The following is a 24,759-nucleotide window of genomic DNA, read 5'->3' on the forward strand; positions in this document are numbered from 1 at the left end:
ATGCCATAAAAAGTACTTTCAAATAGAAATCTTTTAACCATCGCTTTCTTAAACATCAGCGCTTTAAACCATCCGCTATAGAATTATGGTAAAATTAGCGGTTAAACATCTTATTTTATGATGTGCACTATTTATCAATTTAGCCCACAGGTATCCGTATGACCGAAACAACCGCGCTCGCCTCATCCACAGCGTCTTCGCAACCATCTTCACAAGCATCTTCACAGGTATTGTCGCTTGACCTTATCATCACCTGCGCCGATGGGTTAGAAGCACCGCTACAGACTGAGCTGACCAGTTTTGGTATTGCAAGTGAGATAAAGAGTACCGGTCGCCTTGCTGTTACGGGTACCTTGCGTGATTTATATAAGATCTGTCTTTGGTCGCGCGTGGCATCGCGCGTATTAATGCTGATTAAACGCAAAAATATCAATGCCGAATATGATGTGGCTGAGCAGCTGTATGGTTTGGCGAAATCGGTCAATTGGACAGAGCAATTTAGCCTAGAGCAAACCTTTGCGATTCGTCTTTCTGTTGATAAACGTGTGGCTGTCAGCCAACAGTTTGCCATGCTACGTATTAAAGATGCGATTGCGGATACCTTTAACGAAGTGTATGAGAGCCGCCCTAACGTCGATAGTAAAAACCCAGACTTTTCTGTTTTTGCGACCGTCAATGACAAGCAAGCTGAGTTATATTTGGATTTGTCAGGTACCAGCTTGCATCGCCGTGGCTATCGCGTTGCAATGACAGAAGCACCACTAAAAGAAAACTTAGCAGCGGCGCTACTTTATAGCGCAGGCTGGCATAAGAAAAACGAAGCAGGTGATGCGCCTTTTTATAATGCGCTAATCGATCCTATGTGTGGCTCTGGTACCTTTATCATTGAAGCGCTCCTCATGCACTGCGATTATGCCGTCGGTATCGATAAAGCCGCCAATCAGTTTGGTTTTTATGAATGGCAGCATCATGACAAGATTTTATGGCAAGAAATGATTGATGATGCACAAACGCGTTTCCGTGCAGCCTTAGAGATTGCTAATGAGCAGCCAGATACATTACCGCTTATCTTTGGATTTGATGCCGATAATGGCGCTATCATTGCCACAGAAAAGAATCTGATTGCTGCTGGTTTACAAGACCTGTTACCGCTACTCGATATCGAAACGCGCGCCCTTGATCAGCTAAGCACGCTCTTAAAACCTTTGGTTGCTGACGGTCGTTTGAGCAACCCTTTAATTATCACCAACCCACCTTATGGTGAGCGTCTGGGTGATGAAGAAATGATTAAGCCGTTATATCAATCGATTGGGCTTATCTTACAAGACAGCTTTGCCGGTAGTGGTATTGACCCGATGCTTGGTATATTGGCATCTCACGTTGAGCAAGTCGATATTTTGCCAATTAGAGAGCCAAAAACGTTACGGTGTCATAATGGCGCCATTACCGTGTATTTCCGCTATGGCACCTTGATTGCTGGTCAGACAGGGAATCTTGTTAGCCGTTTTGAGAAACGTGAAATTGAGGTTGAAGACGGTCAAGATTTTATCAATCGTTTGCAAAAAAACCTGACCCGACTAAAGAAATTGGCTAAAAAAGACAACGTGAGTAATATCCGTGTTTATAACGCTGACTTACCTGATTTCAAAGTGGCAATCGACTTATATGGTGATTATGCCCATGTACAAGAGTACGCGCCGCCGAAAACTATTCCACCAGAAACCGCCAAAAAACGCTTTAATTTGGCGCTAATGGGTATTCGTGAAGTATTCGGTATTAACCGCGAACAAATCTTTATTAAAACCCGTGCTCGTCAATCTGGTAATGATCAATATAGCAAACAAGGCAATACCGAAAAGCGTGGCAAGTTTTATATTGCCCGCGAAGATGGTGCTTATCTTTATGTCAATTTCACCGATTACCTCGATACGGGTCTATTTATTGACCATCGCAATATGCGTGCGCGTATCAAAGACAACAGTCGTAATAAATCGGTATTGAACTTATTTGCTTATACTTGTACGGCGAGTGTGCATGCGGCATTGGCAGGTGCTAAAAAAGTCACCAGCGTTGATTTATCACAGAACTATCTGGATTGGGGCAAACAAAACTTTGCTTTAAATGGGTTAAATGTCAGTGGTAATAAATATCAATTCGTTGCTGCCGATATTTTTGAGTGGATCAAAGACAATACGGAACAATTCGATATTATCTTTATTGATCCGCCAACCTTTTCAAACTCTAAAAAGTTTCAGGGTACCTTTGATGTCCAGCGTGATCATGCCGCACTGATTAACCGCGCAATGAACCGCTTAACAGCAGATGGTATTTTATACTTCTCTAATAACTTTACCCGCTTTGAGCTGGATGAGCAGCTAACTGAACGTTATGACATCGTTGATATCACCCAAAAAACCATTGGTTTTGATTTTGATATCAAAAAACCGATTCATCAAAGCTTTGAGATTCGTCATCGTTAGAGTCTATAACAAACACTAAATCTTAGCTTTGACGCCTAACTGGCTATAAAACATAACAATGACCCAATCAGCTTTGATTGGGTCATTTTTTGTTGGTATGATAGAGAGCTACTAGTGATCGTTTTATCGTTATTGAATCCCATTATCGCTGGTATGGTAAATATCATTCAAAAGCGACACAGCACTATTTTGAACTGACGGTCTTAAAACAGTTATTACTTTTACCGTTGTGAACGTGCAGTCCACCCTACTCCAATAAATAACAAGGACCATTCCATGGCATTATCTCTAAACAAAGGCGGTAATTTATCGCTAACCAAAACGGATCCAAACTTAACTAAGCTGCTTATTGGTCTTGGTTGGGATGAGCGTGCAACTTCTGGTGCCGAATTTGATCTTGATGCAAGCGTATTCTTATTAAATGCAGCTGGCAAAGTACGTGGCGACCATGACTTTATCTTTTACAACCAACTCAAGTCTGATAATGGCGCAGTAGAGCATACTGGTGATAACCGTACAGGCGAAGGCGACGGTGATGACGAAGTCGTCAAAGTCAACCTAACGCAAGTACCTGCCGATGTCGATAAAATCGTTGTGACAGTCACTATTCATGATGCAGCGGCTCGTAGCCAAAACTTCGGTCAAGTTGCTAATGCCTTTATTCGCGTTGTGAATGAAGAAACGGGTGCTGAAGTGGTCCGTTTTGATTTAGCAGAAGACTACTCTGTTGAGACAGCAATGGTATTTGGAGAAGTCTATCGCCACAATGCAGAATGGAAATTCCGCGCCGTTGGTCAAGGTTACTCTGGTGGCTTACAAGCGATGTGCCAGCAATATGGTGTCGTTATTTAAACTGTTAGTTAACTACTATCTAAATCGATATTTAGCCCGTGCTAAAACCATCCATTAGATGATAAGTAGGTGCAAAACCTAAAGCCATTATGCCTCACTATTGGCTGTAAAATATGGTTGCAAAATAGTCACAATCTTTAATAGCCAAATGACTGATAATACTTTATATTTCATTAAAAATCACACATGGAAAAGTGGCTAGCGATAGCCACTTTTTTTATGCTGCGTCTATAATAGACAACCTTAGCTTTACGCAACCAGACAGGATGTGTCATGAGACATTTTTATTTAGACTTCATCTTCACAGCTATCGCATTGATGGTAGCTGCATGGTGGGGATATTCACATGGCGGTATGGGCGGTTTGATAACCACCCTTTCTATTACTGCTATTTTGGCCGTCATGGAGATTTCATTGTCCTTTGATAATGCGGTGGTCAACGCCTCAGTCCTTAAAGGCTGGGACGAGTTTTGGAAAAAGATATTTTTAACCGTTGGTATTTTAATTGCTGTATTCGGTATGCGCTTGGTATTCCCAATTGTCATCGTTGCGGTTACCGCAGACCTTGGCATGATGCAAGTGATAGATCTGGCATTGAACGACCCTAAAGAATACTCAGCAAGACTGATGGCGCATCATGCTGAAATCTCAGCCTTTGGTGGTATCTTCTTGTTACTCGTCTTCTTAAACTTTATCTTTGATGATAAAGAAGTGCATTGGTTTAACTGGCTTGAGAGCCGCTTAGCAAAGCTTGGCAAAGTCGATGCCATGAGCGTGTTTGTTGCACTTATTGTCCTGATGTTTGCTGTATCTTGGGCAAGTGCGGAACAAGCTTCTGCCGTACTGATTGCGGGTGTTTGGGGTATCTTGGTCTATCTTGGTGTCCAAGTTATCTCTGGTATGCTCGAGGGTGACCTTGAAGAAGACTTAGAAAATGAAGAGAAGGGTTCAGGCGCCGCAGCGACCAGCGCGATTATGAAGGGCGGTATTATTGGTTTCTTATACTTAGAAGTTCTTGATGCTTCATTCAGTTTCGATGGTGTGATTGGCGCCTTTGCAATCACCAATGACGTTATCGTGATTATGTTAGGTCTGGCGATTGGTGCCATGTTTGTGCGTTCGATGACCATTTTCTTGGTAGACAAAGGCACACTTGATGAGTTCATCTATCTAGAACATGGTGCGCATTATGCCATTGGTGCTTTGGCAATTATTATGCTGCTATCAGTGAAATTCCATGTACCAGAGATTATTACTGGTTTGATTGGTATTGCCTTTATTGGTTGGGCATTGCTTGCTTCACTTAAGCATCGCAAGCAACAAGCGAAGGCGATGACTTAGTGTTGATTTTAGCTTACGTTTAAACGCTACGTTCAAATTAAGAAAAAGCGCTTTGGTAGAAAATCGTAGTCATGCCAGGTTATATCAAGCGATTGGTATGACCTGTTTTTTATACCTTTTTTACTTTATGAGTAATTCATATCATAAGGTTTTGTTTCATTGGTAGGTTCGATATTGCAACCTTAATACCAACTTCAGTATCTAAAAAATTCATTTTTGATAACAATATCTTAATGATTGTTATCGGGACGGTTAGAAAGTATCAGATTTGCACAATTGCTATATCTGTTAGTAAACATAACATCAGCGCACAAAATACGCCTTGCTTAGTAAGCAAACGCTTAGTATAGTAAAACGTAATGATATGCAGGACATGGCGTACAGATATTTTTTTCTCATAACGTCTATATATCGATCACTGCACTATTTGAGTTCATTTTTTATCAATCAATCCACTTAATTATTAATCCAAAGGATATTTACATGGCTATTAGCTTAACAAAAGGCGGCAACGTAAACTTATCAAAAGAAGCGCCAGGTTTAACCAATATTACGGTCGGTCTAGGCTGGGATCCACGCGCCACTGACGGTCAAGAATTTGACTTAGATGCGATTGGCTTTTTGGTCAATGAAGCGGGTCAAGTACGTAACGATCAAGATTTTATCTTCTTTAACAACTTAAAGTCAGACAATGGCGCGGTTGAACATACAGGCGATAACCGTACTGGTGAAGGTGATGGCGATGATGAAAAAATCAAAATCAACCTTGCAAGCATTCCAGCTGACGTGAGCAAAGTTGCTATCTGTGCCATCATTTATGAAGGTCAAGCTCGTAACCAAAACTTCGGTCAAGTGGGCGACGCTTATATCCGTATTTTGAACGACAATGGCGATGCTGAAATCGCTCGTTATGACCTATCAGAAGACGGTAGTACTGAAACAGCGATGATTTTTGGTGAGTTATATCGTCATAGCGGCGACTGGAAATTCCGCGCGGTTGGTCAAGGCTTTAGCGGTGGTCTTGGACCATTAGCGGCCTCTTATGGCGTCAACGTTTAATCGTCTAATTGACTTAATCGTGTCGCAAGCCAACTATCGTAAGTAACTATTTATTTACAAGCTACTTACGAGATCTATAAGCCATCAAGTGTGTTATTTAAGACATTTGATGGCTTTAAATTTAAGTGGATATGAATTTAATGTCTAAACGATATTGACAGAAGTTATTTGCTATATCCTCTACAGATGGACTCATGAAAATATTAGAACAAGGACTTTTGACCTATGGCTGCAACGTTTAGCTTAATTGGTACTATTGAACCTTTTTTACATTGTAATCTTAAAAAAGGCGACTCAATCTATTGCGAAGCCAACGCCATGGTGATGATGGAATCAAACCTTGAGCTAAAAGGTAAATTGCAAGGTGGACTGATGCAGTCATTGATGCGCCGTTTTGCTAACGATGAGTCACTTTTTCAACAGCAAATCGAAGCGGTAAACGGTGAAGGTGATTGCTTGCTGGCACCAACGCTCGATGGCGATATGCAAATCATTGATTGCGGCAAACATCAATATACCTTGAGCGATGGTGCTTTTGTCGCGGCACAAATCGGTGTCGATATCAGAGCCAATATTCAACGTAATCTAGGTGGCGCAGTCTTTGGTGATACTGGCGGCTTTATGGTCATGCAGACACAAGGTCAAGGTCAGGTAGTGGTATCGGGTTTCGGTTCATTATTTGAGATTGATGTGACGCCAGATAAAGACGTCATCATCGATAATGGTCATGTGGTCTGCTGGGATTCAACGCTTGATTATAAGCTCTCTGTATCGACCAGTAAGAAAAAAGGCATTATGAGCAATATTATCAATTCAGTCACCAGTGGCGAAGGAATGGTACTCAACTTTTCAGGCTCAGGCAAAGTTATTATTTGCTCACGCAATCGTGACAGCTATCAAGGATGGCTACAAAGCATCTTGGGCACCAGTTCAGGTGGTCGTGGCGGCAATAGCGGATTACTTGGCAATATTTTATAGCAATTTCTCATACAACTATTATAAGGATTATCACATGGCAGTTAGTTTACAAAAGGGTCAAAAAATCTCCCTAAGCAAAGAAGCAGGCGGCGAGCTTACTCAAGTAAAATTGGGTTTAGGCTGGGACGTTGCCCAAGGTCCACAAGATAAAAAAGGTGGATTCTTAGGTAAATTATTCGGTGGTGGTAGTGGCGGCGATTCTATCGATTTAGATGCATCATGCATTATGTTCGATAGCAACAAACAGCCAGTTGATGCCATTTGGTTTAGCCAATTAAAATCAAAAGACGGCAGTATCGTGCACACTGGTGATAATCGCACCGGTGACGGCGATGGTGATGATGAAGTAATCAATGTTGATTTATCAAAAGTTCCAGCTAACGTAGTATCCTTGGTATTTACCGTCAACAGCTTTACTGGTCAGACGTTTGAGACAGTAGAAAATGCGTTTTGCCGTATCGTCAATGCCAATAACAATACTGAAGTAGCACGCTATAATCTGTCCTCACAAGGTACGCATACGGCGATGATTATGGCAAAAGTATATCGCCATAATAATGAGTGGAAGATGCATGCCATCGGTGAAACGGCGACTGGTCGCACTTTCCATGACTTAATGCCTGCTATCACCCCGCATGCTTAATATCCATAAGTGTCGTTTTTGAAATAATGTCCCGCTTTATCATTTATAAAAATGATTCATAGAAAAACAGCCCATCTATTATTAGATAGGCTGTTTTTTTACGTGTGCTAACAATACCCTTAGAGCTATTACTTACTGCCACGTTTCCAGCTAAATCCCCAATTAAAGGCTTTGTCCATCTCTTGATGTCCTTTGAAGTATTGGTTGATACGTTCAACGTTGATACTGCCTTGCTGATTGACCAGACGCGCAATGGCGCACATCGGTAAGTTACCTGTACCTTCTGTCAAACGCGTTTCAATCGGTGGCTGGTCGGGTACATGAATAGTCACTACCCCATCAGTTTGCGCCCAATTTGGTGCACCTTCGTAAATGAAAGCAAAGATAAATACTTCTTCAATCTGTGACCACTGCTGACCATTGATATCTAGCCATTCACCGCCGCTTACCTGTCCTGTTCTATCATCGGCACGCAATAAAACGTATGGCGCTGATTGTAGGCTACCAAAACGACTTCCCAACGCTTGAATAAGCGTTTTTTCACCATTTTTCAGATGAATCATCGCACCAACATCGAGATCAATTCCATCAGCTTTATGCTGCTTAAATAAATCGCCGAGCAGCCCTTTTTTGGGTGCTTGCTTGCTGACATCTGGACGTTGGTTCCAGTCTAGGTTAACCGATATTTTGCCAAAATCATCACGTTTCTTGAGATTGATACTAGATTGATTTTTGGTTAAAGTAATTTTACTTAGGTTGATTGAAGGATTGGTAGAGCCAGCAGGAATCGGCGGTGGCGTAGTTGTCTGAGGTGCACTACTAGCTTTTTGCGTATTGATTGGTCGCTGCGTATTAATAGGCTGAGTTTGCCCTTGTGACTGATTTTGTACAGGGCTTTGAGCTGGTGCTTCATCGGCAATCTCTACACCGAAATGCTCAGATAAAGGTTTTAAGCCACCTTCAAAACCTTGAGCGATAAAACGAAACTTCCAATTGCCCTGCCGACGATAACATTCCGCTAAGATGATCGCTTTTTCATTACGCCCAGCAGCAGATAATTGACAAGTTATCAGCACTTGACTGCCTTGTAGTACTTGAATATCTACATCGCCGACTTGAGCCAACGTCTGCGCACTAGAAAACGCTAACGCAATCTTTTCAATACTTGCTGGCTGCGCAGGTAGATTGATATCAAAAAATCCATCACTGTCATGACCGCGAAAGCTCACGCTACCATCATCGCTACGCGTCTGCCCATAAAATATCATATCGCCATCGCCGCGCACTTTACCTTCAGTCGTCAGGCGATATGCAGCGCAATCGATGGCGCTTTGGCTTAAAATACGAATGCTAATATTATCCGTTGGCAGCGGCGCGTTAGCACCTGCAATTAAAGCTTGAGGTTGACTCATCATTTATCCTTTACGTTATTTATTATTTACTTATATGAGTGAGGTTAACTATCGCCATATAGTAGCATGGATGGCATTACAACCTTAATCAGAACCAGCATCTTATAAAACATCATAAAAAAAGTAAAAATCCTTGATGCTATTTAATTGGAAACATTTATAACATCTAGCATTTGTATATAATAGAGCCCGTTATGTATAAATGCCATGTCTGAAATTATTCGATCATATATTAAATTGCTAATCACTTTATGATGACGATATCGAGTGATCCACAACCCTATTATTTAAGAGAGTGCAAAGAGAATTATGGATAACCCTGTTAACAATAGTCATCATACAAAGTTAAGCGCTGCTTGGTTGGCTGAAGGTCAGTCAAGCCAGCGTGATATGTTAGCTAGCCTGCAAACCCTAAAAGCTCAATCTAGCATGCCCTTTCATGTCGTTGCCTCACATCGTCATAATAGGCCTGAGATTTTTGAATTTGCCGATAGCGTTTACCGCGAGCCTTCTATTAGCACCGCAGATAACAATGAGCAAGCAATGCTTGAATCTGTTGAGCCATTGATGCCACGTTGGCAATTTGTGTTAGAACAAGCTCAGAAAAACAACGTGAAAGTGTTACTCACTGGACGCAATGGCATTGATTATGAAGCTCATCGCGAAAAATTTGCAGCAGCAGGTATCCGTTTATTGACAGGTGCGACCAGCGTTGCAGCACTGGAATCCATCGATGATAAGTTTGCCTTTATGCAGCAGTGCCATGAGCATGATATCCCTGTCGCAGATGCATGGCGCTTTGATACTGTCGCAGAGCTTGAAGCGTTACTTGCCACCCATGGTCATCAGCCTTTATGTGTCAAACCAGTGACGGGGATTTTTGCCCAAGGATTTTGGCGCTTAGGTAAAGTTAAAGAGACAGGTAAAGAAGAAAGTGAGCAATACGACAGTTTTGAGCATCTATACTTTACCGAAGAGAAAAAAATCAATACCGCACAATTTATCAATGCTTATACCAACAGTCTCATGGTGCATGAGCGCCCGATTCCCATGTTGCTGATGCCTTATTTATCAGGACAAGAATACTCTATCGATGTCGTCTGTGAATACGGCGAAGTGTTGGCTGCTATTACTCGTTATAAAACGGGGAAAATTCAGCATATTGGTTATGAGCAATCGGTCATGGATGTGGTCATTCCACTGATAAAAACGTTCGGCTGTGATGGTGTCGTTAGTGTCCAGACTAAAGCGGATGATAATGGTCAGCATCGTGTGCTTGAGATTAATAGTCGCCCCTCTGGTGGTATTGATTACACCACTCATAGCGGTGTAGATATAACTCAAGTTGGTTTTGCTTATTGGCTCGGTTTAAGTAAGAAGCCGAAACTGGCAGATATCGCACAGCAAATTATACCGTGCCAAGTACGTTCTATTATGGTGAGTGTAAAAATTGAAGAAGATACTGCTGAATAAGTGAAACTAACGATATAAAAAATTGAAAGACTGAAGGAATATGAATGCCAAATAAGCAACACAACACGACCATCACCTTACCTCGCGGTACGCTTGATCTGACCTATCAGACCAACGCTGCTAGTGGTAACAACGACCTTAAAGAAAGCAGCCATTATCAGCTAGAAGATTTGCTTGATTTTGCTCAACGTATCAATCCAAAACGGGCGTTTTTGTTTGTCTCAAAAGTGTTAGGTCGTCATATTCCGGTGGCACCAAGCATCATGCGTGATGCCTTTACTGATTTGGCAAACTTAATACCTGATGATTTGCCTGAGCCGATTTTGGTCATCGGTATGGCAGAGACGGCGGTTGGATTATCTGCTGGTGTGCACCAAGCGCTACAAACGCGCTATCCGCAAGCGTTGCTGCTAAATTCTACTCGTCATGCCCAGCATGATGACAACAGTAGCGATTCTTTATTGACCACTTTTAGCGAAGACCACAGTCATGCCAGTCAGCATCTGATTTATCAAAGTGCCAATAAAATGACGCAAGCGCAACTACTTGCTAGTAAAACGCTGATTATGGTCGATGATGAAGCATCAACGGGTAATACTTGCGTTAATGTCGTCACAGCATTACGTGAAGCTGGGTTGGCCCAACTAGAGCAAGTGCATCTCACAACCTTGGTTGATTGGTCTCTAGATCAGAATCAAAATGAGTCTGATGCTAACGCCGATGATACGATTGCCACCCGCCTGCCAAATATTGATTTTCACCGCCATCATTTACTATCTGGCGCTTGGAAATGGACTGATGCGCCCAACCCTGAGCCTATCATTATGCCATCGGTTGATACGACCGAAGCTGGTAGTCAACCTTTGGGCAATACCGGTAACTGGGGACGCTTTCCAACGCTAGATAGCACGAATGGCTTTGCGGATTATCTAGCAAGTTTCCAAACTGCATTTGCAAGTTTTGATGGTCAAAACGCATTTAATAACGCTCAATTGCCACAAAAAATATTGGTATTGGGCAGTAATGAATTTGTCTGGTTGCCATTTTTATTGGCGGAATGGCTTGAGACACAGACGAATTTAGATAACAGCAATAATACGGTGAATTTTAGCGCATTAACCCGCTCGCCGATTGCACTTGGTAGCGGTATTGGCACGATGTTAAGCTTTCGTGATAATTATGGCCTTGGTATGACCAATTTTGCTTATAACGTTGAGCCAAATGAGTGGGATTTGATTGTATTATGTGTGGAAACGTCGGCTGATAGTGTGGATACCATGTGGAAAGGTTTGGATAATGTGTTGGTGGTGAGTCCTAAATAGACGTGCATTTAACATGCATATTACGAGCTACTGATAATGGATTGTCATAGCCGTAATATGAACATCTTCAGAATATTTATTATATCTTTCTAAAACAAAGTTTACTCATACATGCCTGTGATTTTACGGAGGTTAAATACCTCATCAATAACAAAAAAGATGTCCATAGCATAAAAAAATTCATATTTGCGCTGTAGACACCTTGCACAACCTCATATTTACCTATATATTCGGTCTATTCATTTACTTATTCAGTGTCAACATATCAACTATTAGAAGACCAAACACTTGAGATACACCATTTTGGGGTGTCTCAAATTCTGATAATTTGTCATGACCTGAAATAATTTGAATTGATAAATACTTTAAAAGGAATTAAAGGTTTATCGATTAGAGTTCGATATCAACGGCGTCTAACGTCGTTGTCGTGCTATCAATCGATAATTATCTAACGATTTATACAGGATGTAATCACAGTGCAAACTCCATTTTTCAAGCTCACCTTATTAGCAGCCTTAACGCTAGGCGTCAGCGCCTGTAGCGGCGACAATAAAACTGCGGATAAAACGGCAGATGCCGGTAGCGATGCCAAAGCCGCTAAGACCTTAATTTACTGTTCAGAAGGTAGCCCTGCTGGCTTTGACCCTGCGCAATATACGGCAGGTACTGACTTTGATGCCAGTGCTTATCCTATTTTTAATGGTATCGTACAGTTTAAACGTGGCGAAACCGAAATTGAGCCAGGCTTAGCCGAAAGTTGGGAAATCAGTGAAGACGGTAAGACTTATACACTCAATCTACGTAAAGGCGTCAAATTCGGCAAGACCGATTACTTCACCCCAACTCGTGACTTCAACGCTGATGACATTATCTTTACTATCGAACGTCTCACCGATACAGGCTTTGCTTTTAATAAAGACTATCCAGCTGAATTCCCGTATTCAGTAGGTATGGGTTTGCCTGATATTATCGACAAAGTAGAAAAAGTCGATGATTATACGGTCAAAATCACTCTGACTGAGACCAACGCGCCATTCCTACAAAACCTAGCAATGCCGTTCGCCTATGTGCATTCTGCAGAGTATGCTAAGCAGTTACAAGACGCTGGCAATGCCGCTGATCTAAATACCAAACCAGTCGGTACCGGACCTTTCGTCTTTACTTCGTATCAAAAAGATGCGCAGATTCGTTATACCAAAAATCCTGACTATTGGAACAAAGACAACATTCATATCGATAACCTCGTCTTTGTCATCACTAAAGATTCTGCGGTTCGCGCACAGAAGGTACAAGCAGGCGAATGTAATGTCTCCGCTTATGCCAACCCATCTGAAGTTGATTCTGCCAAAAAATCTGGCAAAGCAAACGTACTGGATGATGCTGGATTTAACGTTGGTTACTTAGGCTATAACACTGAAAAACCAGACCTAAAAGATGTCAATGTTCGCCGCGCTCTTGATATGGCAATCAATAAAGACGCCATCATCAATGCGGTATATCAAGGTTCTGGTATCAAAGCAAGCAACCCAATGCCACCAACGCAGTGGGGCTATAACGATGAGATCAAAGATGCGCCTTACGATATTGAAAAAGCCAAAGCCCTACTGGCTGAAGCAGGTGCTAAAGATTTAGAAATCGACTTATGGTATATGCCCGTTCAGCGCCCTTATAACCCTAATGCCAAGCTAATGGCTGAAATGATTCAATCAGATTGGGCTAAAATTGGCGTTAAAGCCAAGCTTGTGACTTATGAGTGGGGCGAGTACCTAAAGCGTGCGGGTAAAGGCGAGCCTGAAGCGATCCTAGCCGGTTGGACAGGCGATAATGGCGATCCTGATAACTGGTTAGGCGTTCTATTATCTTGTGATGCGGTTAACGGTAACAACTACTCGCGCTGGTGTAATAAAGACTTTGATAAGCTGGTCATGGATGCGCGTGCAAATACCAACCAAGATGAGCGTATTGCCAATTACAAGCAGGCTCAGGTTATCTTTAAAGACCAACTACCTTGGACCACAGTTGCTAACTCAGTCGTGACGGTATTAACGACCCCTAATGTAAAAGACTACAAAATTAGCCCACTCGGCTCCATTCGCTTTGATGGCGTTGATATTGAATAGCTGTATTAAATAGCCTTAGCTAATACCAATATCTCATGAGGTACTGGTATTAGATTCAATACCAGTACCTAACAAACCCTAGTGACGCCTTTTATTCTATAGTCATTGCTTTATATACGTTTGCGGCTGGTTCAGAGATTCTGTTCCAGCCGTATTTGTCTGAGCCTGAGCTATAGCTAGTAAAAGCCACTTCTATAAAAACGAGCCGAGCTATGCTACTTTATATTCTACGCCGGATTTTAATCTTAGTTCCCGTCTATATCGGCTTAACCCTATCGACTTTTATTCTTATTCGCCTCGTACCTGGCGATGCAGTTGAGATTATGATGGGAGAGCGCATGGTTGATCCTGAGCTACATGCGCAGGCTTTAGCCCGCCTTGGTTTGGACAAACCCTTACCCGTACAATACTGGGATTATCTCACTGGGATACTGCAAGGTAACTTTGGTGAATCCTTTCGCACCCGTACGCCTATATTGCAGGATTTTTTTGCGCATTTTGTGCCGACATTAGAGCTGGCGCTTTGCGCGATTACGATAGCGAGTATCGTTGGTATTAGTCTGGGTATTTTGGCTGCCTTACGCCGTGGTACTTGGCTAGACTATACCTTAATGTCTGGCGCACTTGCCGGCTACTCTATGCCGATCTACTTACTTGGTCCTATCCTAACGGGTATTTTCGCCCACTATCTAGGTCTACTACCGGTCTCTGGCGTTATCTCTGTCGCGCAGTTCCTAGACGTCAAACCTTTATACGGGTCTTGGCTACTAGGTTCTTTAAGCTCTGGTGAGCCCGGCGCCTTTTGGAACGTTGTCAAACATTTCATCCTGCCCTCGGTTGCCCTATCTACCATTCCTTTAGCGATGATTGCTCGTATGACACGCTCAGCGATACTTGAAGTATTGGATGAAGATTATGTGCGTACTGCAAGAGCCAAAGGTCTGTCACCAAAACGTGTGATTTTAATTCACGTGATGCGTAATGCGCTCATTACCGTAGTAACCGTAGTGGGATTACAGATGGCAACATTGCTGGCTGGTGCCATTATCACTGAGACTATCTTTAGTTGGCCGGGTGTCGGCAACTGGTTATTAGATGGCTTCTTTACACGTGATTATCCCATTGTACAAAATGGTATTTTATTGGTCGCTACTGCTCTGATTCTGGTGAGCTTAATGATCGATATTTTATATGGATTTATTAATCCTAGAATTCGCCATTCTTCATAGTCTATTGTTAGGGTGAAGCCCATTTGATGCATTGTTATTGCATCGACAATTGCTATTTATAGTTTTTAATAATTACCCATAGTGCTCATAAAGATCTTGTATCCCTAAGTTTGTATTACTCAGCTTACAGAAGATAAGCGCATGCTAAGTTAGCTGAAACCATAAGCGACTTATCCTAATAAAGTAAGCAAGCCAGTGGAGTAAAACAAGGTCTGATTCACTAAAGGAATATCCAATGAAGCCTTCTGTAGTTCCTTCTGACATTGCTCCGGTTGCGCCTAAGCCGCCGACTTCTTGGCAGCTGTTTTTATACACCTTTTGCCGAAATAAAGGCGCGGTACTGGGTTTTATAGTCTTGATGCTGATGGTCATCGTCGCAATCTTGGCCCCTACCATTGCCCCTTATGACCCTTATGAATTATTCACCGGTAAAGAGCAGTTGCCGCCCTCCTTCTTTAGTGGCGGTGATTCGATGTTCTTTTTGGGCACCGATGATGCCGGTCGTGATACGCTCTCGCGCGTCATGCACGGCGCACGTTATTCATTATTTATTGGCATCAGTGCTACTTCGATAGCGATGATTGTAGGCGTATCTTTAGGGCTAAGTGCTGCCTTTTGGCCTAAGGTTTGGGGCAAAGCGGTCATGCTAGTAAATGATATCTTGATGTCTTACCCAAGTTTACTGCTTGCTATCATCATTGCCGCTATCTTAGGGCCTTCGATGACCAACACCATCATTACCATTGCCTTGGTATGTACACCGCCTTTTATCAGGTTGACTCGCGCGACGGCAATGGTTGAGCTACAACGTGAGTATTTTATTGCCTCACAAGTCATGGGCGCAGGCGTCTTAAGATTATTATTTATCACGATATTACCCAACTGTATGGCGCCATTAATCGTCCAAGCGACCATGATTTTCTCTACTGCTATCTTGGAAGCGGGCGCGATTGGTTTCTTAGGTTTCGGTGTTCAGCCACCTGATGCTGAGTGGGGCGCGATGTTAGGTACTGCTCGTCAATATATCCAGAGTAATGTATGGTTAGCGATTTGGCCGGGTGTGGCGATTTTCTTAGCCGCATTGTCCATCAATCTAACGGGTGATGGTCTGCGTGATGCCTTAGATCCAAAATTGAAGCAGGTGTCCTAATGAACGATTTTCAAGTAAATAGCTCTGACGTGAATAGCTCAATAGCGAATAGCCTTGCCACAGATAATTCATTACTGCTCGATATTGAGCATCTATCGGTGACTTTTGGAGAAGGAGCACGAGCATTCCGTGCGGTCGATGATGTCTCTTTAAAAATAAAACAAGGAGAAGTCGTCGCGGTTGTCGGTGAATCAGGCTCTGGTAAATCGGTCACTATGATGGCACTGATGGGTTTATTACCCTCTTCTGCCACTGTCGTTGCTGATCGTCTTAACTTTGATGGTAAAGAACTCCTCACTATGCCAGCAAAACAAAAGCGCAAGATTATCGGTAAAGATATCTCGATGATATTTCAAAATGCCATGTCATGCCTGAATCCAAGCTTTACGGTCGAGATGCAAATGGGCGAGGTATTGACCACCCATCTTGGCTTGCGCGGAGCAGCAGTACGGCAGCGTCTTTTAGAATTATTAGAGCTGGTTGAGATGCCAGATGCTAAGAATCGCCTACGGGTCTATCCGCACCAACTCTCAGGTGGTATGAGTCAACGGGTCATGATTGCGATGGCACTGGCTTGCGAGCCAAAACTGCTTATCGCTGATGAACCGACGACCGCTCTCGACGTTACCGTTCAGGCTCAAATCATGGATTTACTCAGTCGCTTACAACGTGAAAAGCGAATGGCAATGGTGCTCATCACTCATGACTTGGGCTTAGTCGCACAAAACGCTCGTGATGTCGCTGTCATGTATGCCGGTCAAGTGGTCGAGACCAGTACAGTGCCAGAGATATTCCAAAAACCTGCGCACCCTTATACCGAAGCGCTACTACAGGCGATTCCTGAACTGGCTGTTGGACAAGATAGATTAAATAGCTTACCAGGTGTGGTGCCAAGCCAATATGACAGGCCTACAGGCTGTCTGCTCTCACCACGTTGCCCATACAAAGAGCCTGCTTGTGAGGTGCCACCACCCATTTTAGCAACCCCAAATGGCGAAGTCCGCTGTATTCACGCCACCCTTCCTGAACATCCTACTCGGACTGCTCAAACCGCTACGCTGGAGTCTGCAACATGAGTAATAAAATTGTCTTAAAGGCAGATAATCTACATAAACACTATCAGGTGTCTCTAGGCTTAGGGAAAGGTAAAGCATTCGTCAAGGCGCTAAATGGCATCTCATTTGAGCTAGAAGCAGGGAAAACTCTCGCAGTCGTTGGTGAGTCAGGATGTGGAAAGTCTACTTTAGCTCGTCAGCTGACTTTAATAGAAGAACCTACCAGTGGCGAGTTGTTTATTAACAATGAGGCAACTACTAGTTATAGCAGAAGTGCGCTTAAGAACTTGCGTACTGAGATTCAGATGGTGTTCCAAAACCCTTATGGCAGTCTCAACCCACGTCATACCATTGGTTTTCAGCTCACCGAACCGTTAGACATTCATACCACGCTGAGTAAAGATGAAAAACGCACCAAAGTCCATGCAATGATGAAGCACGTTGGTTTGCGTCCTGAGCATACGGGGCGCTATCCGCATATGTTTTCTGGCGGTCAGCGCCAACGTATTGCTCTTGCCCGTGCCATGATGCTTAATCCTAAAATTGTCGTCGCTGATGAGCCGACGTCAGCACTCGACGTCTCTATTCAGGCGCAAGTACTGAATCTATTTATGGATTTGCAAGATGAATATCATACTGCCTATGTCTTTATCTCGCACAACCTTTCTGTCGTACGCCACGTAGCAGATGACGTGATGGTCATGTATTTAGGCAAAGCCGTTGAGCACGGTGCTAAAGATGCTATTTATAATGATCCTAAACACCCTTATACCATCGCTTTACTCTCAGCAGCGCCCTCAGTGACGGGTCATAAAAAAGAGCTGACTCTACAAGGCGAATTACCTAGTCCGCTTAACCCTCCAAGTGGCTGCGCACTTCATAAACGCTGCCCCTATGCCAAACCAATATGTAGCGAAATTGAACCTGAGCTACGTGAATGGGAAGGACGATTAGTCTCTTGCCTAAGGTTAGAAGAAATATATGGATAATTGGGTGCTGACTTCATAACTATTGTCTCTATAGTGAATTCAGTATTAAAACGATACAGCGGGACTGGAATAAATTTTACGCAGCCTCTGTCGGCGTAGGCACAGCACGCCAGAAAAATTCATACCAGTTCCGCGTTGCAATATAGCGTATCTATTTTATTTGGAATCGACTCTATCAGTTTAATACCGTCCTATTATTCAAGAAACCTCACTTTAATAAACTCGGAAAATTTCACACTGAATTTTCTGAGTTTATTAAATCGATGGTTATAATCAGCCACAAGCCATTTTTAAACTCTGTCATTTAAGCTTATCTATCCAATCCAAAATTGGTTAAAGCCAATCCTCTTGCGATAATTCTGCACTTTTATTACCGATTTATTCTGACCTTTTTTATGATTATCGTTATACTGTCTGCATTTGGCTAAAGTCTGATAAATAGGTAATGCTCAGTTTTAAAAATCAGCGCTGCACCTCCTTTACAAATTCGTATCCAAGCCATCTATAAACAGTCTTATCATCATTTTATCTTTGGAAAACATAATGACCTTCCCATTTTTCCAGTCTAGTCCAAACATTGTAAAGCCATATGCGCTAATGGATTTGGACGATACGCTCTTTCAAACTCAGCGTAAAATTGATGCATGGGAATTACCCACTACTGAACCTGAAAATTTGGTTTGCGCCACCATCAATAAACAAGGTGAGCCGTTAAGCTTTATGAGTCAGCGCCAAGCGGTCTTTTTTAATTGGCTATTTGCCAGTACTGAATTGATAGCTGTCACAGCACGTGATCGTCAAGAAATTAAACGCGTCAAACTGCCTTTTAATAGCTGGCAAGTATTGACCCATGGCGCGGTCATTTTAGCGTCTGATGGTGAGCTACTAAGCACGTGGCAGCAGCATATGTATAACGCGCTTGCTCCAGTACAAGATAAGCTCAGTCAGCTGACTGAATTGGTCAATAGTTATAGACCAGAAAGCGATAGTACTCATAACGATTTAAAGTTAACCCCGCATACCGATACTTTTATCGATAGCGAGATGACCATTTATATAGCGATCAAACACAGACAAAAAGACCATAAAGCATTGGCAGAGTTAGCCACACAATTACCAACGCTCATACCAGATTTTGATGAGATTTTTTATGTGCATGTGAATGCTAATAATTTAGCAATATTGCCGCATGCTATTCATAAACGTCATGCGGTACAATTTTTATTGGAACAGCATTTGGATCATCAGCGCCCAAGCTTCGGTTTTGGTGACAGTCTGGCAGATCTGCCATTTCTGCAATTACTTGACTGGTACGGCATGCCCAATCATGGACAGCTACATGAGAAATTTGCAGCTAAATGATGAGCGCTACCTTTTATTAAATGATATTCTGCTATTAATCTATTATTAAACCGTCATCAAACGAGTACAACTATTTCTACTATGACCTCAATCCATTCTAATATTAAAACAGCCGATTTATCACAATATGGCTCAGGCAGCTATCTTGCTAGCGATGTCACTGTGCTGCTCAATATCGTTGATAAAGATGCCGTTGCTGATGTGCCTGTCAGTCAAAAAGAAGCACTGATTCAAAGTGGGCAGCGTCATTACTCTGATATGCTGACCTTGGAAGACGCGCCAAGTGCCATGCATGAGCAGCTATATATCGAGGCGTTAGAGCAGGGAAAAGTAAGAGCAGCGACTGATATTACCAATTTGGCCTATACGCTACAGCAAGTTTTTCAGCCAAACGTCAATAATGAGCGCCCGTTAATATTAGTCAGTCTTGTGCGTGCCGGTTTACCAATAGGCGTGCTGTTACAACGCGCATTAGCAACTGCCGATAGCAGCTACTCTCTACCAAGTGTGCATTATGGCGTCAGTATTATACGAGATCGTGGTCTTGATCCAGTTGCATTAAAAATGATATTAAATAATCATCCTCATAGCCCGATTGTATTTGTCGATGGTTGGACGGGTAAAGGGGCGATTTATCAAGAACTGGCGCATAGTCTAAAAGCCTTTGCCGATCCTAACCACCCTAACTTTGCCAATATTTTCCATCAAGATCAGGATGTTATACCGCTACTGACCCTTGCTGATCCGGCTGGTGTTGCTTGGCTGGCTGCTAGTATCGATGACTGGTTGATTCCGTCAGGTTTATTAAATAGTACTGTATCAGGGCTTATATCACGCAGTTTATATACTGAGCCGGAATTGGGGCTGCATCGCAGTGTCTTTTATGATAATTTGATCAGTGCAGATCATAGTCTGGCCTTTATTGATTGTATCGATGCGACAAGGCGTATATTAAACACGCCTTTGAAATGCTTGCCAACACATAAGCAACCTCGCTATCAAACGGCCGAATTAGTCGATAGCTTGGCTGCTGAGTATGGTATTAGCAACCGCAATCGTATTAAGCCGACCATTGCTGAGGCGACACGCGCGATACTACGCCGCGACCCTGAACGTATTTTGTTAGCGAGCGCTGAGCACCCCGACACTATATTATTAAGGCATTTATGTACACAGCGACATATCGCTATTAGCGTACTAGGTGATAAAATACTGCCTTATCAAGCGATTACCCTTATTAAGCAGCGCGCTACAGACGATTAATAACTCCTTATCTTTCTACCTAATCTTGAAACTATACTTTTAGACCCATTCATTTACCACTATTTACGATGCCCATTATGTCAGATATGCCAAAAAACGAGTCCCACCTTTATCAAAACACCCAGTCTTACGCGCATCTGATTACTGAGCGTCATGCTATGCTCAAGCCTAACATGCATCATCCGTATCAGTTGGGAGCGAGCTTATATATGCCAGCGACGCGCCAAGATATCTGGCAAGTGATCAAGCGTGATAAATTACCGACGATTAATAGTATTATCATCTGTCTAGAAGATGCGGTCAGCCACAATGATGTTGAGTTGGCACTTGAGCGCTTGCAGACGCTGCTGTATACGTGGGCGACGCACGTTGATAGTATCAATGAGCCGACACAGCAAGCTGAAACACAACAAACCAAGATACAGACTGAGCAGCCAACGCGTCCGTTGGTATTTGTACGTCCGCGCCATCCTGCCATGTTAGAGCAGTTATCGGGCTTTACCCATATTGATTTGATTGATGGCTTTGTGATGCCAAAAGTCGATATGTACAGTCTATCTAATTGGCGCATGGCATGCCAGAATCTTAGTACTGACATGCTATTAATGCCGACGCTTGAAACGGCAGCGTTGTTTAATCCACATCATAATCAAGAGCTGGCGATTGGTTTTAAAGAAGCTTTTAGCCAGCCGGTATTTGCTTTGCGTATTGGTGGTAATGATTTATTTGCAGCACTGCGTTTGCGCCGTCCTAAGAATAGCCTTGTCTATGATACACCTGTTGGTACACTAGCCTACCAGCTGCTTGGCTGTTTTGTACCCCATGGCTTTTATCTGTCGGCGCCAGTGTTTGAGTATTTGGATGAGCCTACGTTATTTATGCAAGAGTTGACGCGTGATGTCAGCTTGGGGTTGGTCGGAAAAACCGTTATTCATCCAAGTCAGATTGCTTTGGTACAGCAAGCATACTGCGTACCGCTTAGCACTTTAGATGAGGCACAGGCGATATTACATAGCGAGGCAAAAGCGGTCTTTAAATATAATAATACTATGCTAGAGCCTGCTACCCATCGTGCTTGGGCAACCGAAATCGTCAATAGAGCTAACGTTTTTGGCACCATTAATGATGGCAATAACGACTATACAGCGCGCTTATAAGTTGTAAACACTCCTTTTAAAGCGTTAAAAAAGCCGTTATCAAATTCATGATAACGGCTTTTTTACTACATTTTTTGCGATAATAAACGCTGTTATATCAGGTATATAGATCCGCAATGAACACTATATAAAGTTTACTAGAAACTTATTAATAGCTTTATTAACTTGCTCCGGCTCTTCAACCGTTGCCGTATGCCCTGCACCTTTAATCACCACCAGCTTAGAGCCTGCTATCGCAAAGTGCATGCGCTCAGCTTTTGCATACGGTGTTGCCACATCTTCATCGCCAACAATTATAAGCGTCGGCGTCTTGATATCACTGAGCTGATCATACGTTGCAGAGCGCTCAATCACGCCAGTAGTTGCCTTGATGACCCCGCCCTTACGATTGCTTTGCAACATAGACAACCACTCTCTACGGTCAGCTTTACGCAATTTATCTGCTAAAAAACTGCTACCAAACATAATGGGCATTACTTTTTGGCTGACACGCTTCATGCCCAACCAACGAATGGCTTTAATCAGCTTGCGGTACTGTGGCACGTTTTTAGGATCTTCAGGATCAGCAGAGGTTTCAAGCAGCGTCAGTGATAGCAATAATTCAGGACGCTTTAACGCAATACGTTGGGCGACAAATCCACCCATTGATAGTCCTAAAAAATGACACTGCTGAATATCTAGCGCATCTAACAACGCCAGCGTATCTTCAGTTAAGGTTTCCATATCATAGCCAGATTTGGTAATTTCAGACTGACCTTGTCCCCGAAAATCAAACGCAATACAGCGATAACCCGCTTTAAAATACTCGACTTGCTTGTCAAACATACGCGTATTCCATAGCAAACCATGGGCGAATACCATGATGGGCTTTTGCTTATCGTTTGGTGCGCTGTCTTCATAATAAATATCGATATCATTGACATGAATCATTGGCATAACCACTTCCTTGTTAGTGTGATAAAAAATAAAACCTTTTGAAATCTGTCTTCTAGAATAATTCAACCCTCTTACAGATAGTAGCCTTATTTTTGAATGATAGGTTTTATACCTTTGGCAATAGTGATAGCAGCAAAAAATGTTATTCAAAACGTGCCTTAAGCGCGCACAAATCTCGCTTTTATAATAAGCTCAAACTGCTATAGTAATTAGTATTGCCCTATTTGTTTTACTTACTGCCGATATAGTTGATCCAATTTTAAAAGAATACAACACTACTGAGATTAATTATTCGCAGCCTCTGTCTGCGCAGGCACAGAAAGCAAGAAAAATTAACCTCAGTAGTGCTTTATAATATGTATATTTCTTTTATTCAAACATGACTATACCAGTATTTTATTGCAATCATTATTTAGAACATCATCTTAAGGATATCCAAAATGTCACAAGCTCTCGTCGAATACCAAGCCGAAAACCATATCGCTACCATCACAATGAACGATCCTAAAACCTTGAACGCCTTTAGCACGGTACTCAAAGACGCCATGATGGCAGCATTGACCAAAGCCGATGAAGATGAGCAAGTACGAGTCATCGTTTTGCAGGGCGCTGGCAATAATTTTTCAAGTGGCGGGCATATCGGTGAGATGTTAGAAAACGGTATGGAAAGCGAGGCATTATCGGATAAGCTGAACTTTATGGTTGGTGAAGTCGCTGAGATTAGCTTAAAGCTGCGTAATATTCATAAGCCTATTATCGCCAAATTAGAAGGTGCCGTTGCTGGTGCTGGCATGAACTTGGCGCTGACTTGTGACTTTCGTATTGCCGCTGAAAATGCCAAATTTGTACAAGCTTTTGTCAATATTGGTCTGATTCCAGATGCTGGTGGTATTTACTTATTGAATCAATTGATTGGCGTCGCAAAAACGACTGAAATGGTCATGCTTGGCGATAAGCTCAAAGCGGAAGATATGGCACGCTTAAACTTAGTCAACGATGTGGTTAGTAACGATGAGCTTGATGCGAGCGTACTGGCATTGGCAACGCGTCTGAGTAATCTACCCGGCAAAGCATTGGCATCGATGAAGCACATGATTAATACTCATGCCTATATGGATCTTAATGAAGCATTGGATATGGAAGTAGAACAACAAACGATGCTTGCTAAAACCGATGATTTTAAAGAAGGTATTACCGCATTTATGGAAAAGCGTAAGCCCGTTTATCAAGGTAAATAGTACGCTGATGACATTGTTCTTTGCAATATCATTAAAAAGGCTGCCAAGGTGCAGCCTTTTTTGAATAAATTATATAATTAATGGACAAAACCATTTCCATTAACCTCTTTATTTATCAAGAAGCAGAAGCACTTTTATAGTGATGTGGTAAGGTAAATATTTTGTCAAAACCCAAGGTAAAGAAAAAAGTATAAACCAAGAAAAACAGCAGTAGCACGGCTTCCATCATAAAGGCTTTGATAAAACCAACATCGTACCAAATCATATACACCGGCAGGCAAATCAAAACCAAGCCGCCTTCAAAACCTATCGCATGGGCACTACGTACCAATAACGTGCGCTGCGGCACCTGCTTACGACGTTCCCAGTTTTCAAATGCCGTATTGTAAATAAAATTCCAAATCACCGCTGCCAATGAGACCATCACGGCAACTGGTAGAGATTCTGCGGCGCTGCTGTTACTCAACAGCATAAGAACCAAGGTAGATGAAATGATAGCAATGATTTCAAAGACAGTCACATAGAAGATGCGACGTTTGATGGGGGATAAAGTAATCAACCAAAACTCCAAAGCACTTGATTGCAAACAAAAAGTGCCTATCAAAGTATCGGTCCGTCCCGAGATAGAAAAGGAGAAATAACATACAGAGCCACGGTTTCCGCCTGCTCCCATATTATACATAAGATAATAAGAGAAACC

General features: G+C 42.5%; 20 protein-coding genes. 17 read left to right on the forward strand and 3 right to left on the reverse strand.

From position 1 onward, the window contains the following. The first annotated feature begins 158 nt into the window (after window positions 1-158). From rlmKL to OEG80_RS08675, 6 genes are all read left to right on the forward strand, one after another. Window positions 159-2,480 carry a bifunctional 23S rRNA (guanine(2069)-N(7))-methyltransferase RlmK/23S rRNA (guanine(2445)-N(2))-methyltransferase RlmL gene (gene rlmKL, locus OEG80_RS08650; RefSeq protein WP_263240382.1) on the forward strand — a complete coding sequence of 774 codons (2,322 nt, stop codon included), beginning with the start codon at window positions 159-161 and terminating at the stop codon, window positions 2,478-2,480. 276 nt (window positions 2,481-2,756) lie between these two features. Further along, window positions 2,757-3,332, forward strand: coding sequence for a TerD family protein (locus tag OEG80_RS08655; RefSeq protein WP_011513118.1), 576 nt, complete (start codon window positions 2,757-2,759; stop codon window positions 3,330-3,332). 273 nt (window positions 3,333-3,605) lie between these two features. Then, on the forward strand, window positions 3,606-4,673 hold the full coding sequence (locus OEG80_RS08660; protein WP_263240383.1) for a DUF475 domain-containing protein: 1,068 nt from the start codon (window positions 3,606-3,608) through the stop codon (window positions 4,671-4,673). Window positions 4,674-5,156: 483 nt separating this feature from the next. Continuing rightward, window positions 5,157-5,732, forward strand: a complete 576-nt coding sequence (locus OEG80_RS08665) for a TerD family protein (protein ID WP_149410052.1) — start codon at window positions 5,157-5,159, stop codon at window positions 5,730-5,732. Between the two features lie 225 nt (window positions 5,733-5,957). After that, window positions 5,958-6,710 (forward strand): TIGR00266 family protein, encoded by a 753-nt coding sequence (locus tag OEG80_RS08670; protein WP_133105161.1) that lies wholly within the window; start codon window positions 5,958-5,960, stop codon window positions 6,708-6,710. 34 nt (window positions 6,711-6,744) lie between these two features. Next, window positions 6,745-7,353 (forward strand): TerD family protein, encoded by a 609-nt coding sequence (locus OEG80_RS08675; RefSeq protein ID WP_011513115.1) that lies wholly within the window; start codon window positions 6,745-6,747, stop codon window positions 7,351-7,353. A 128-nt stretch (window positions 7,354-7,481) separates the two neighbouring features. Here the strand turns inward: OEG80_RS08675 and OEG80_RS08680 are convergent, their stop codons facing one another. Next, a complete protein-coding gene (locus OEG80_RS08680; protein ID WP_149410051.1) occupies window positions 7,482-8,765 on the reverse strand; it encodes a TerD family protein in 1,284 nt (427 codons plus the stop codon). 309 nt (window positions 8,766-9,074) lie between these two features. Between OEG80_RS08680 and OEG80_RS08685 the strand changes: the two genes are divergently transcribed. The 10 genes from OEG80_RS08685 (at window position 9,075) to OEG80_RS08730 (ending at window position 21,885) form a co-directional block, all read left to right on the forward strand. After that, complete coding sequence (locus tag OEG80_RS08685) at window positions 9,075-10,238, forward strand: ATP-grasp domain-containing protein (RefSeq protein WP_263240385.1); 1,164 nt, start codon at window positions 9,075-9,077, stop codon at window positions 10,236-10,238. A gap of 44 nt (window positions 10,239-10,282) precedes the next feature. Beyond that, the gene (locus OEG80_RS08690) at window positions 10,283-11,560 is read left to right on the forward strand and encodes a phosphoribosyltransferase domain-containing protein (protein WP_263240387.1); all 1,278 of its coding nucleotides are present in this window, start codon (window positions 10,283-10,285) and stop codon (window positions 11,558-11,560) included. Window positions 11,561-12,036: 476 nt separating this feature from the next. Beyond that, the gene (locus OEG80_RS08695; RefSeq protein ID WP_149492789.1) at window positions 12,037-13,680 is read left to right on the forward strand and encodes an ABC transporter substrate-binding protein; all 1,644 of its coding nucleotides are present in this window, start codon (window positions 12,037-12,039) and stop codon (window positions 13,678-13,680) included. A 212-nt stretch (window positions 13,681-13,892) separates the two neighbouring features. After that, complete coding sequence (locus tag OEG80_RS08700; protein ID WP_263240389.1) at window positions 13,893-14,909, forward strand: ABC transporter permease; 1,017 nt, start codon at window positions 13,893-13,895, stop codon at window positions 14,907-14,909. Between the two features lie 235 nt (window positions 14,910-15,144). Further along, window positions 15,145-16,059, forward strand: coding sequence for an ABC transporter permease (locus tag OEG80_RS08705; protein ID WP_133105167.1), 915 nt, complete (start codon window positions 15,145-15,147; stop codon window positions 16,057-16,059). Beyond that, the gene (locus OEG80_RS08710) at window positions 16,059-17,135 is read left to right on the forward strand and encodes an ABC transporter ATP-binding protein (protein ID WP_263240390.1); all 1,077 of its coding nucleotides are present in this window, start codon (window positions 16,059-16,061) and stop codon (window positions 17,133-17,135) included. Before OEG80_RS08705 ends, OEG80_RS08710 begins: the two co-directional genes overlap by 1 nt. Then, window positions 17,132-18,103 carry a peptide ABC transporter ATP-binding protein gene (locus tag OEG80_RS08715; protein ID WP_263240391.1) on the forward strand — a complete coding sequence of 324 codons (972 nt, stop codon included), beginning with the start codon at window positions 17,132-17,134 and terminating at the stop codon, window positions 18,101-18,103. The genes OEG80_RS08710 and OEG80_RS08715 overlap by 4 nt, the downstream gene beginning before the upstream one ends. Window positions 18,104-18,646: 543 nt before the next feature. Next, on the forward strand, window positions 18,647-19,465 hold the full coding sequence (locus tag OEG80_RS08720; protein ID WP_263240393.1) for an HAD hydrolase family protein: 819 nt from the start codon (window positions 18,647-18,649) through the stop codon (window positions 19,463-19,465). Between the two features lie 81 nt (window positions 19,466-19,546). Next, window positions 19,547-20,728, forward strand: coding sequence for a cysteine protease StiP family protein (locus OEG80_RS08725; protein WP_263240396.1), 1,182 nt, complete (start codon window positions 19,547-19,549; stop codon window positions 20,726-20,728). Between the two features lie 77 nt (window positions 20,729-20,805). Beyond that, window positions 20,806-21,885, forward strand: a complete 1,080-nt coding sequence (locus OEG80_RS08730) for an HpcH/HpaI aldolase/citrate lyase family protein (RefSeq protein WP_020443048.1) — start codon at window positions 20,806-20,808, stop codon at window positions 21,883-21,885. Between the two features lie 123 nt (window positions 21,886-22,008). Here OEG80_RS08730 and OEG80_RS08735 read toward each other — a convergent pair whose 3' ends face one another. Beyond that, window positions 22,009-22,821, reverse strand: coding sequence for an alpha/beta fold hydrolase (locus tag OEG80_RS08735; protein ID WP_263240397.1), 813 nt, complete (start codon window positions 22,819-22,821; stop codon window positions 22,009-22,011). Window positions 22,822-23,261: 440 nt separating this feature from the next. Here OEG80_RS08735 and OEG80_RS08740 point away from each other — a divergent pair, with 440 nt between their 5' ends. Beyond that, window positions 23,262-24,059, forward strand: a complete 798-nt coding sequence (locus OEG80_RS08740; protein WP_149410046.1) for an enoyl-CoA hydratase/isomerase family protein — start codon at window positions 23,262-23,264, stop codon at window positions 24,057-24,059. Between the two features lie 115 nt (window positions 24,060-24,174). On the opposite strand, the gene OEG80_RS08745 is transcribed toward OEG80_RS08740, so the two are convergent. Next, window positions 24,175-24,618: a PACE efflux transporter gene (locus OEG80_RS08745; protein WP_262881117.1), complete on the reverse strand. Its 444-nt coding sequence runs from the start codon at window positions 24,616-24,618 to the stop codon at window positions 24,175-24,177. Window positions 24,619-24,759: the final 141 nt, after the last annotated feature.

The sequence above is a fragment of the Psychrobacter sp. SC65A.3 genome, from assembly GCF_025642195.1.
In the GTDB taxonomy this organism is placed as follows: Bacteria; Pseudomonadota; Gammaproteobacteria; order Pseudomonadales; family Moraxellaceae; genus Psychrobacter; species Psychrobacter cryohalolentis.

Coding starts and splice junctions, on each gene's coding strand:
- rlmKL (WP_263240382.1), top strand. CDS start 159: ATGACCGAAACAACCGCGCTCGCCTCATCCACAGCGTCTTCGCAACCA.
- OEG80_RS08655 (WP_011513118.1), top strand. CDS start 2,757: ATGGCATTATCTCTAAACAAAGGCGGTAATTTATCGCTAACCAAAACG.
- OEG80_RS08660 (WP_263240383.1), top strand. CDS start 3,606: ATGAGACATTTTTATTTAGACTTCATCTTCACAGCTATCGCATTGATG.
- OEG80_RS08665 (WP_149410052.1), top strand. CDS start 5,157: ATGGCTATTAGCTTAACAAAAGGCGGCAACGTAAACTTATCAAAAGAA.
- OEG80_RS08670 (WP_133105161.1), top strand. CDS start 5,958: ATGGCTGCAACGTTTAGCTTAATTGGTACTATTGAACCTTTTTTACAT.
- OEG80_RS08675 (WP_011513115.1), top strand. CDS start 6,745: ATGGCAGTTAGTTTACAAAAGGGTCAAAAAATCTCCCTAAGCAAAGAA.
- OEG80_RS08680 (WP_149410051.1), bottom strand. CDS start 8,765: ATGAGTCAACCTCAAGCTTTAATTGCAGGTGCTAACGCGCCGCTGCCA.
- OEG80_RS08685 (WP_263240385.1), top strand. CDS start 9,075: ATGGATAACCCTGTTAACAATAGTCATCATACAAAGTTAAGCGCTGCT.
- OEG80_RS08690 (WP_263240387.1), top strand. CDS start 10,283: ATGCCAAATAAGCAACACAACACGACCATCACCTTACCTCGCGGTACG.
- OEG80_RS08700 (WP_263240389.1), top strand. CDS start 13,893: ATGCTACTTTATATTCTACGCCGGATTTTAATCTTAGTTCCCGTCTAT.
- OEG80_RS08705 (WP_133105167.1), top strand. CDS start 15,145: ATGAAGCCTTCTGTAGTTCCTTCTGACATTGCTCCGGTTGCGCCTAAG.
- OEG80_RS08710 (WP_263240390.1), top strand. CDS start 16,059: ATGAACGATTTTCAAGTAAATAGCTCTGACGTGAATAGCTCAATAGCG.
- OEG80_RS08715 (WP_263240391.1), top strand. CDS start 17,132: ATGAGTAATAAAATTGTCTTAAAGGCAGATAATCTACATAAACACTAT.
- OEG80_RS08720 (WP_263240393.1), top strand. CDS start 18,647: ATGACCTTCCCATTTTTCCAGTCTAGTCCAAACATTGTAAAGCCATAT.
- OEG80_RS08725 (WP_263240396.1), top strand. CDS start 19,547: ATGACCTCAATCCATTCTAATATTAAAACAGCCGATTTATCACAATAT.
- OEG80_RS08730 (WP_020443048.1), top strand. CDS start 20,806: ATGTCAGATATGCCAAAAAACGAGTCCCACCTTTATCAAAACACCCAG.
- OEG80_RS08735 (WP_263240397.1), bottom strand. CDS start 22,821: ATGCCAATGATTCATGTCAATGATATCGATATTTATTATGAAGACAGC.
- OEG80_RS08740 (WP_149410046.1), top strand. CDS start 23,262: ATGTCACAAGCTCTCGTCGAATACCAAGCCGAAAACCATATCGCTACC.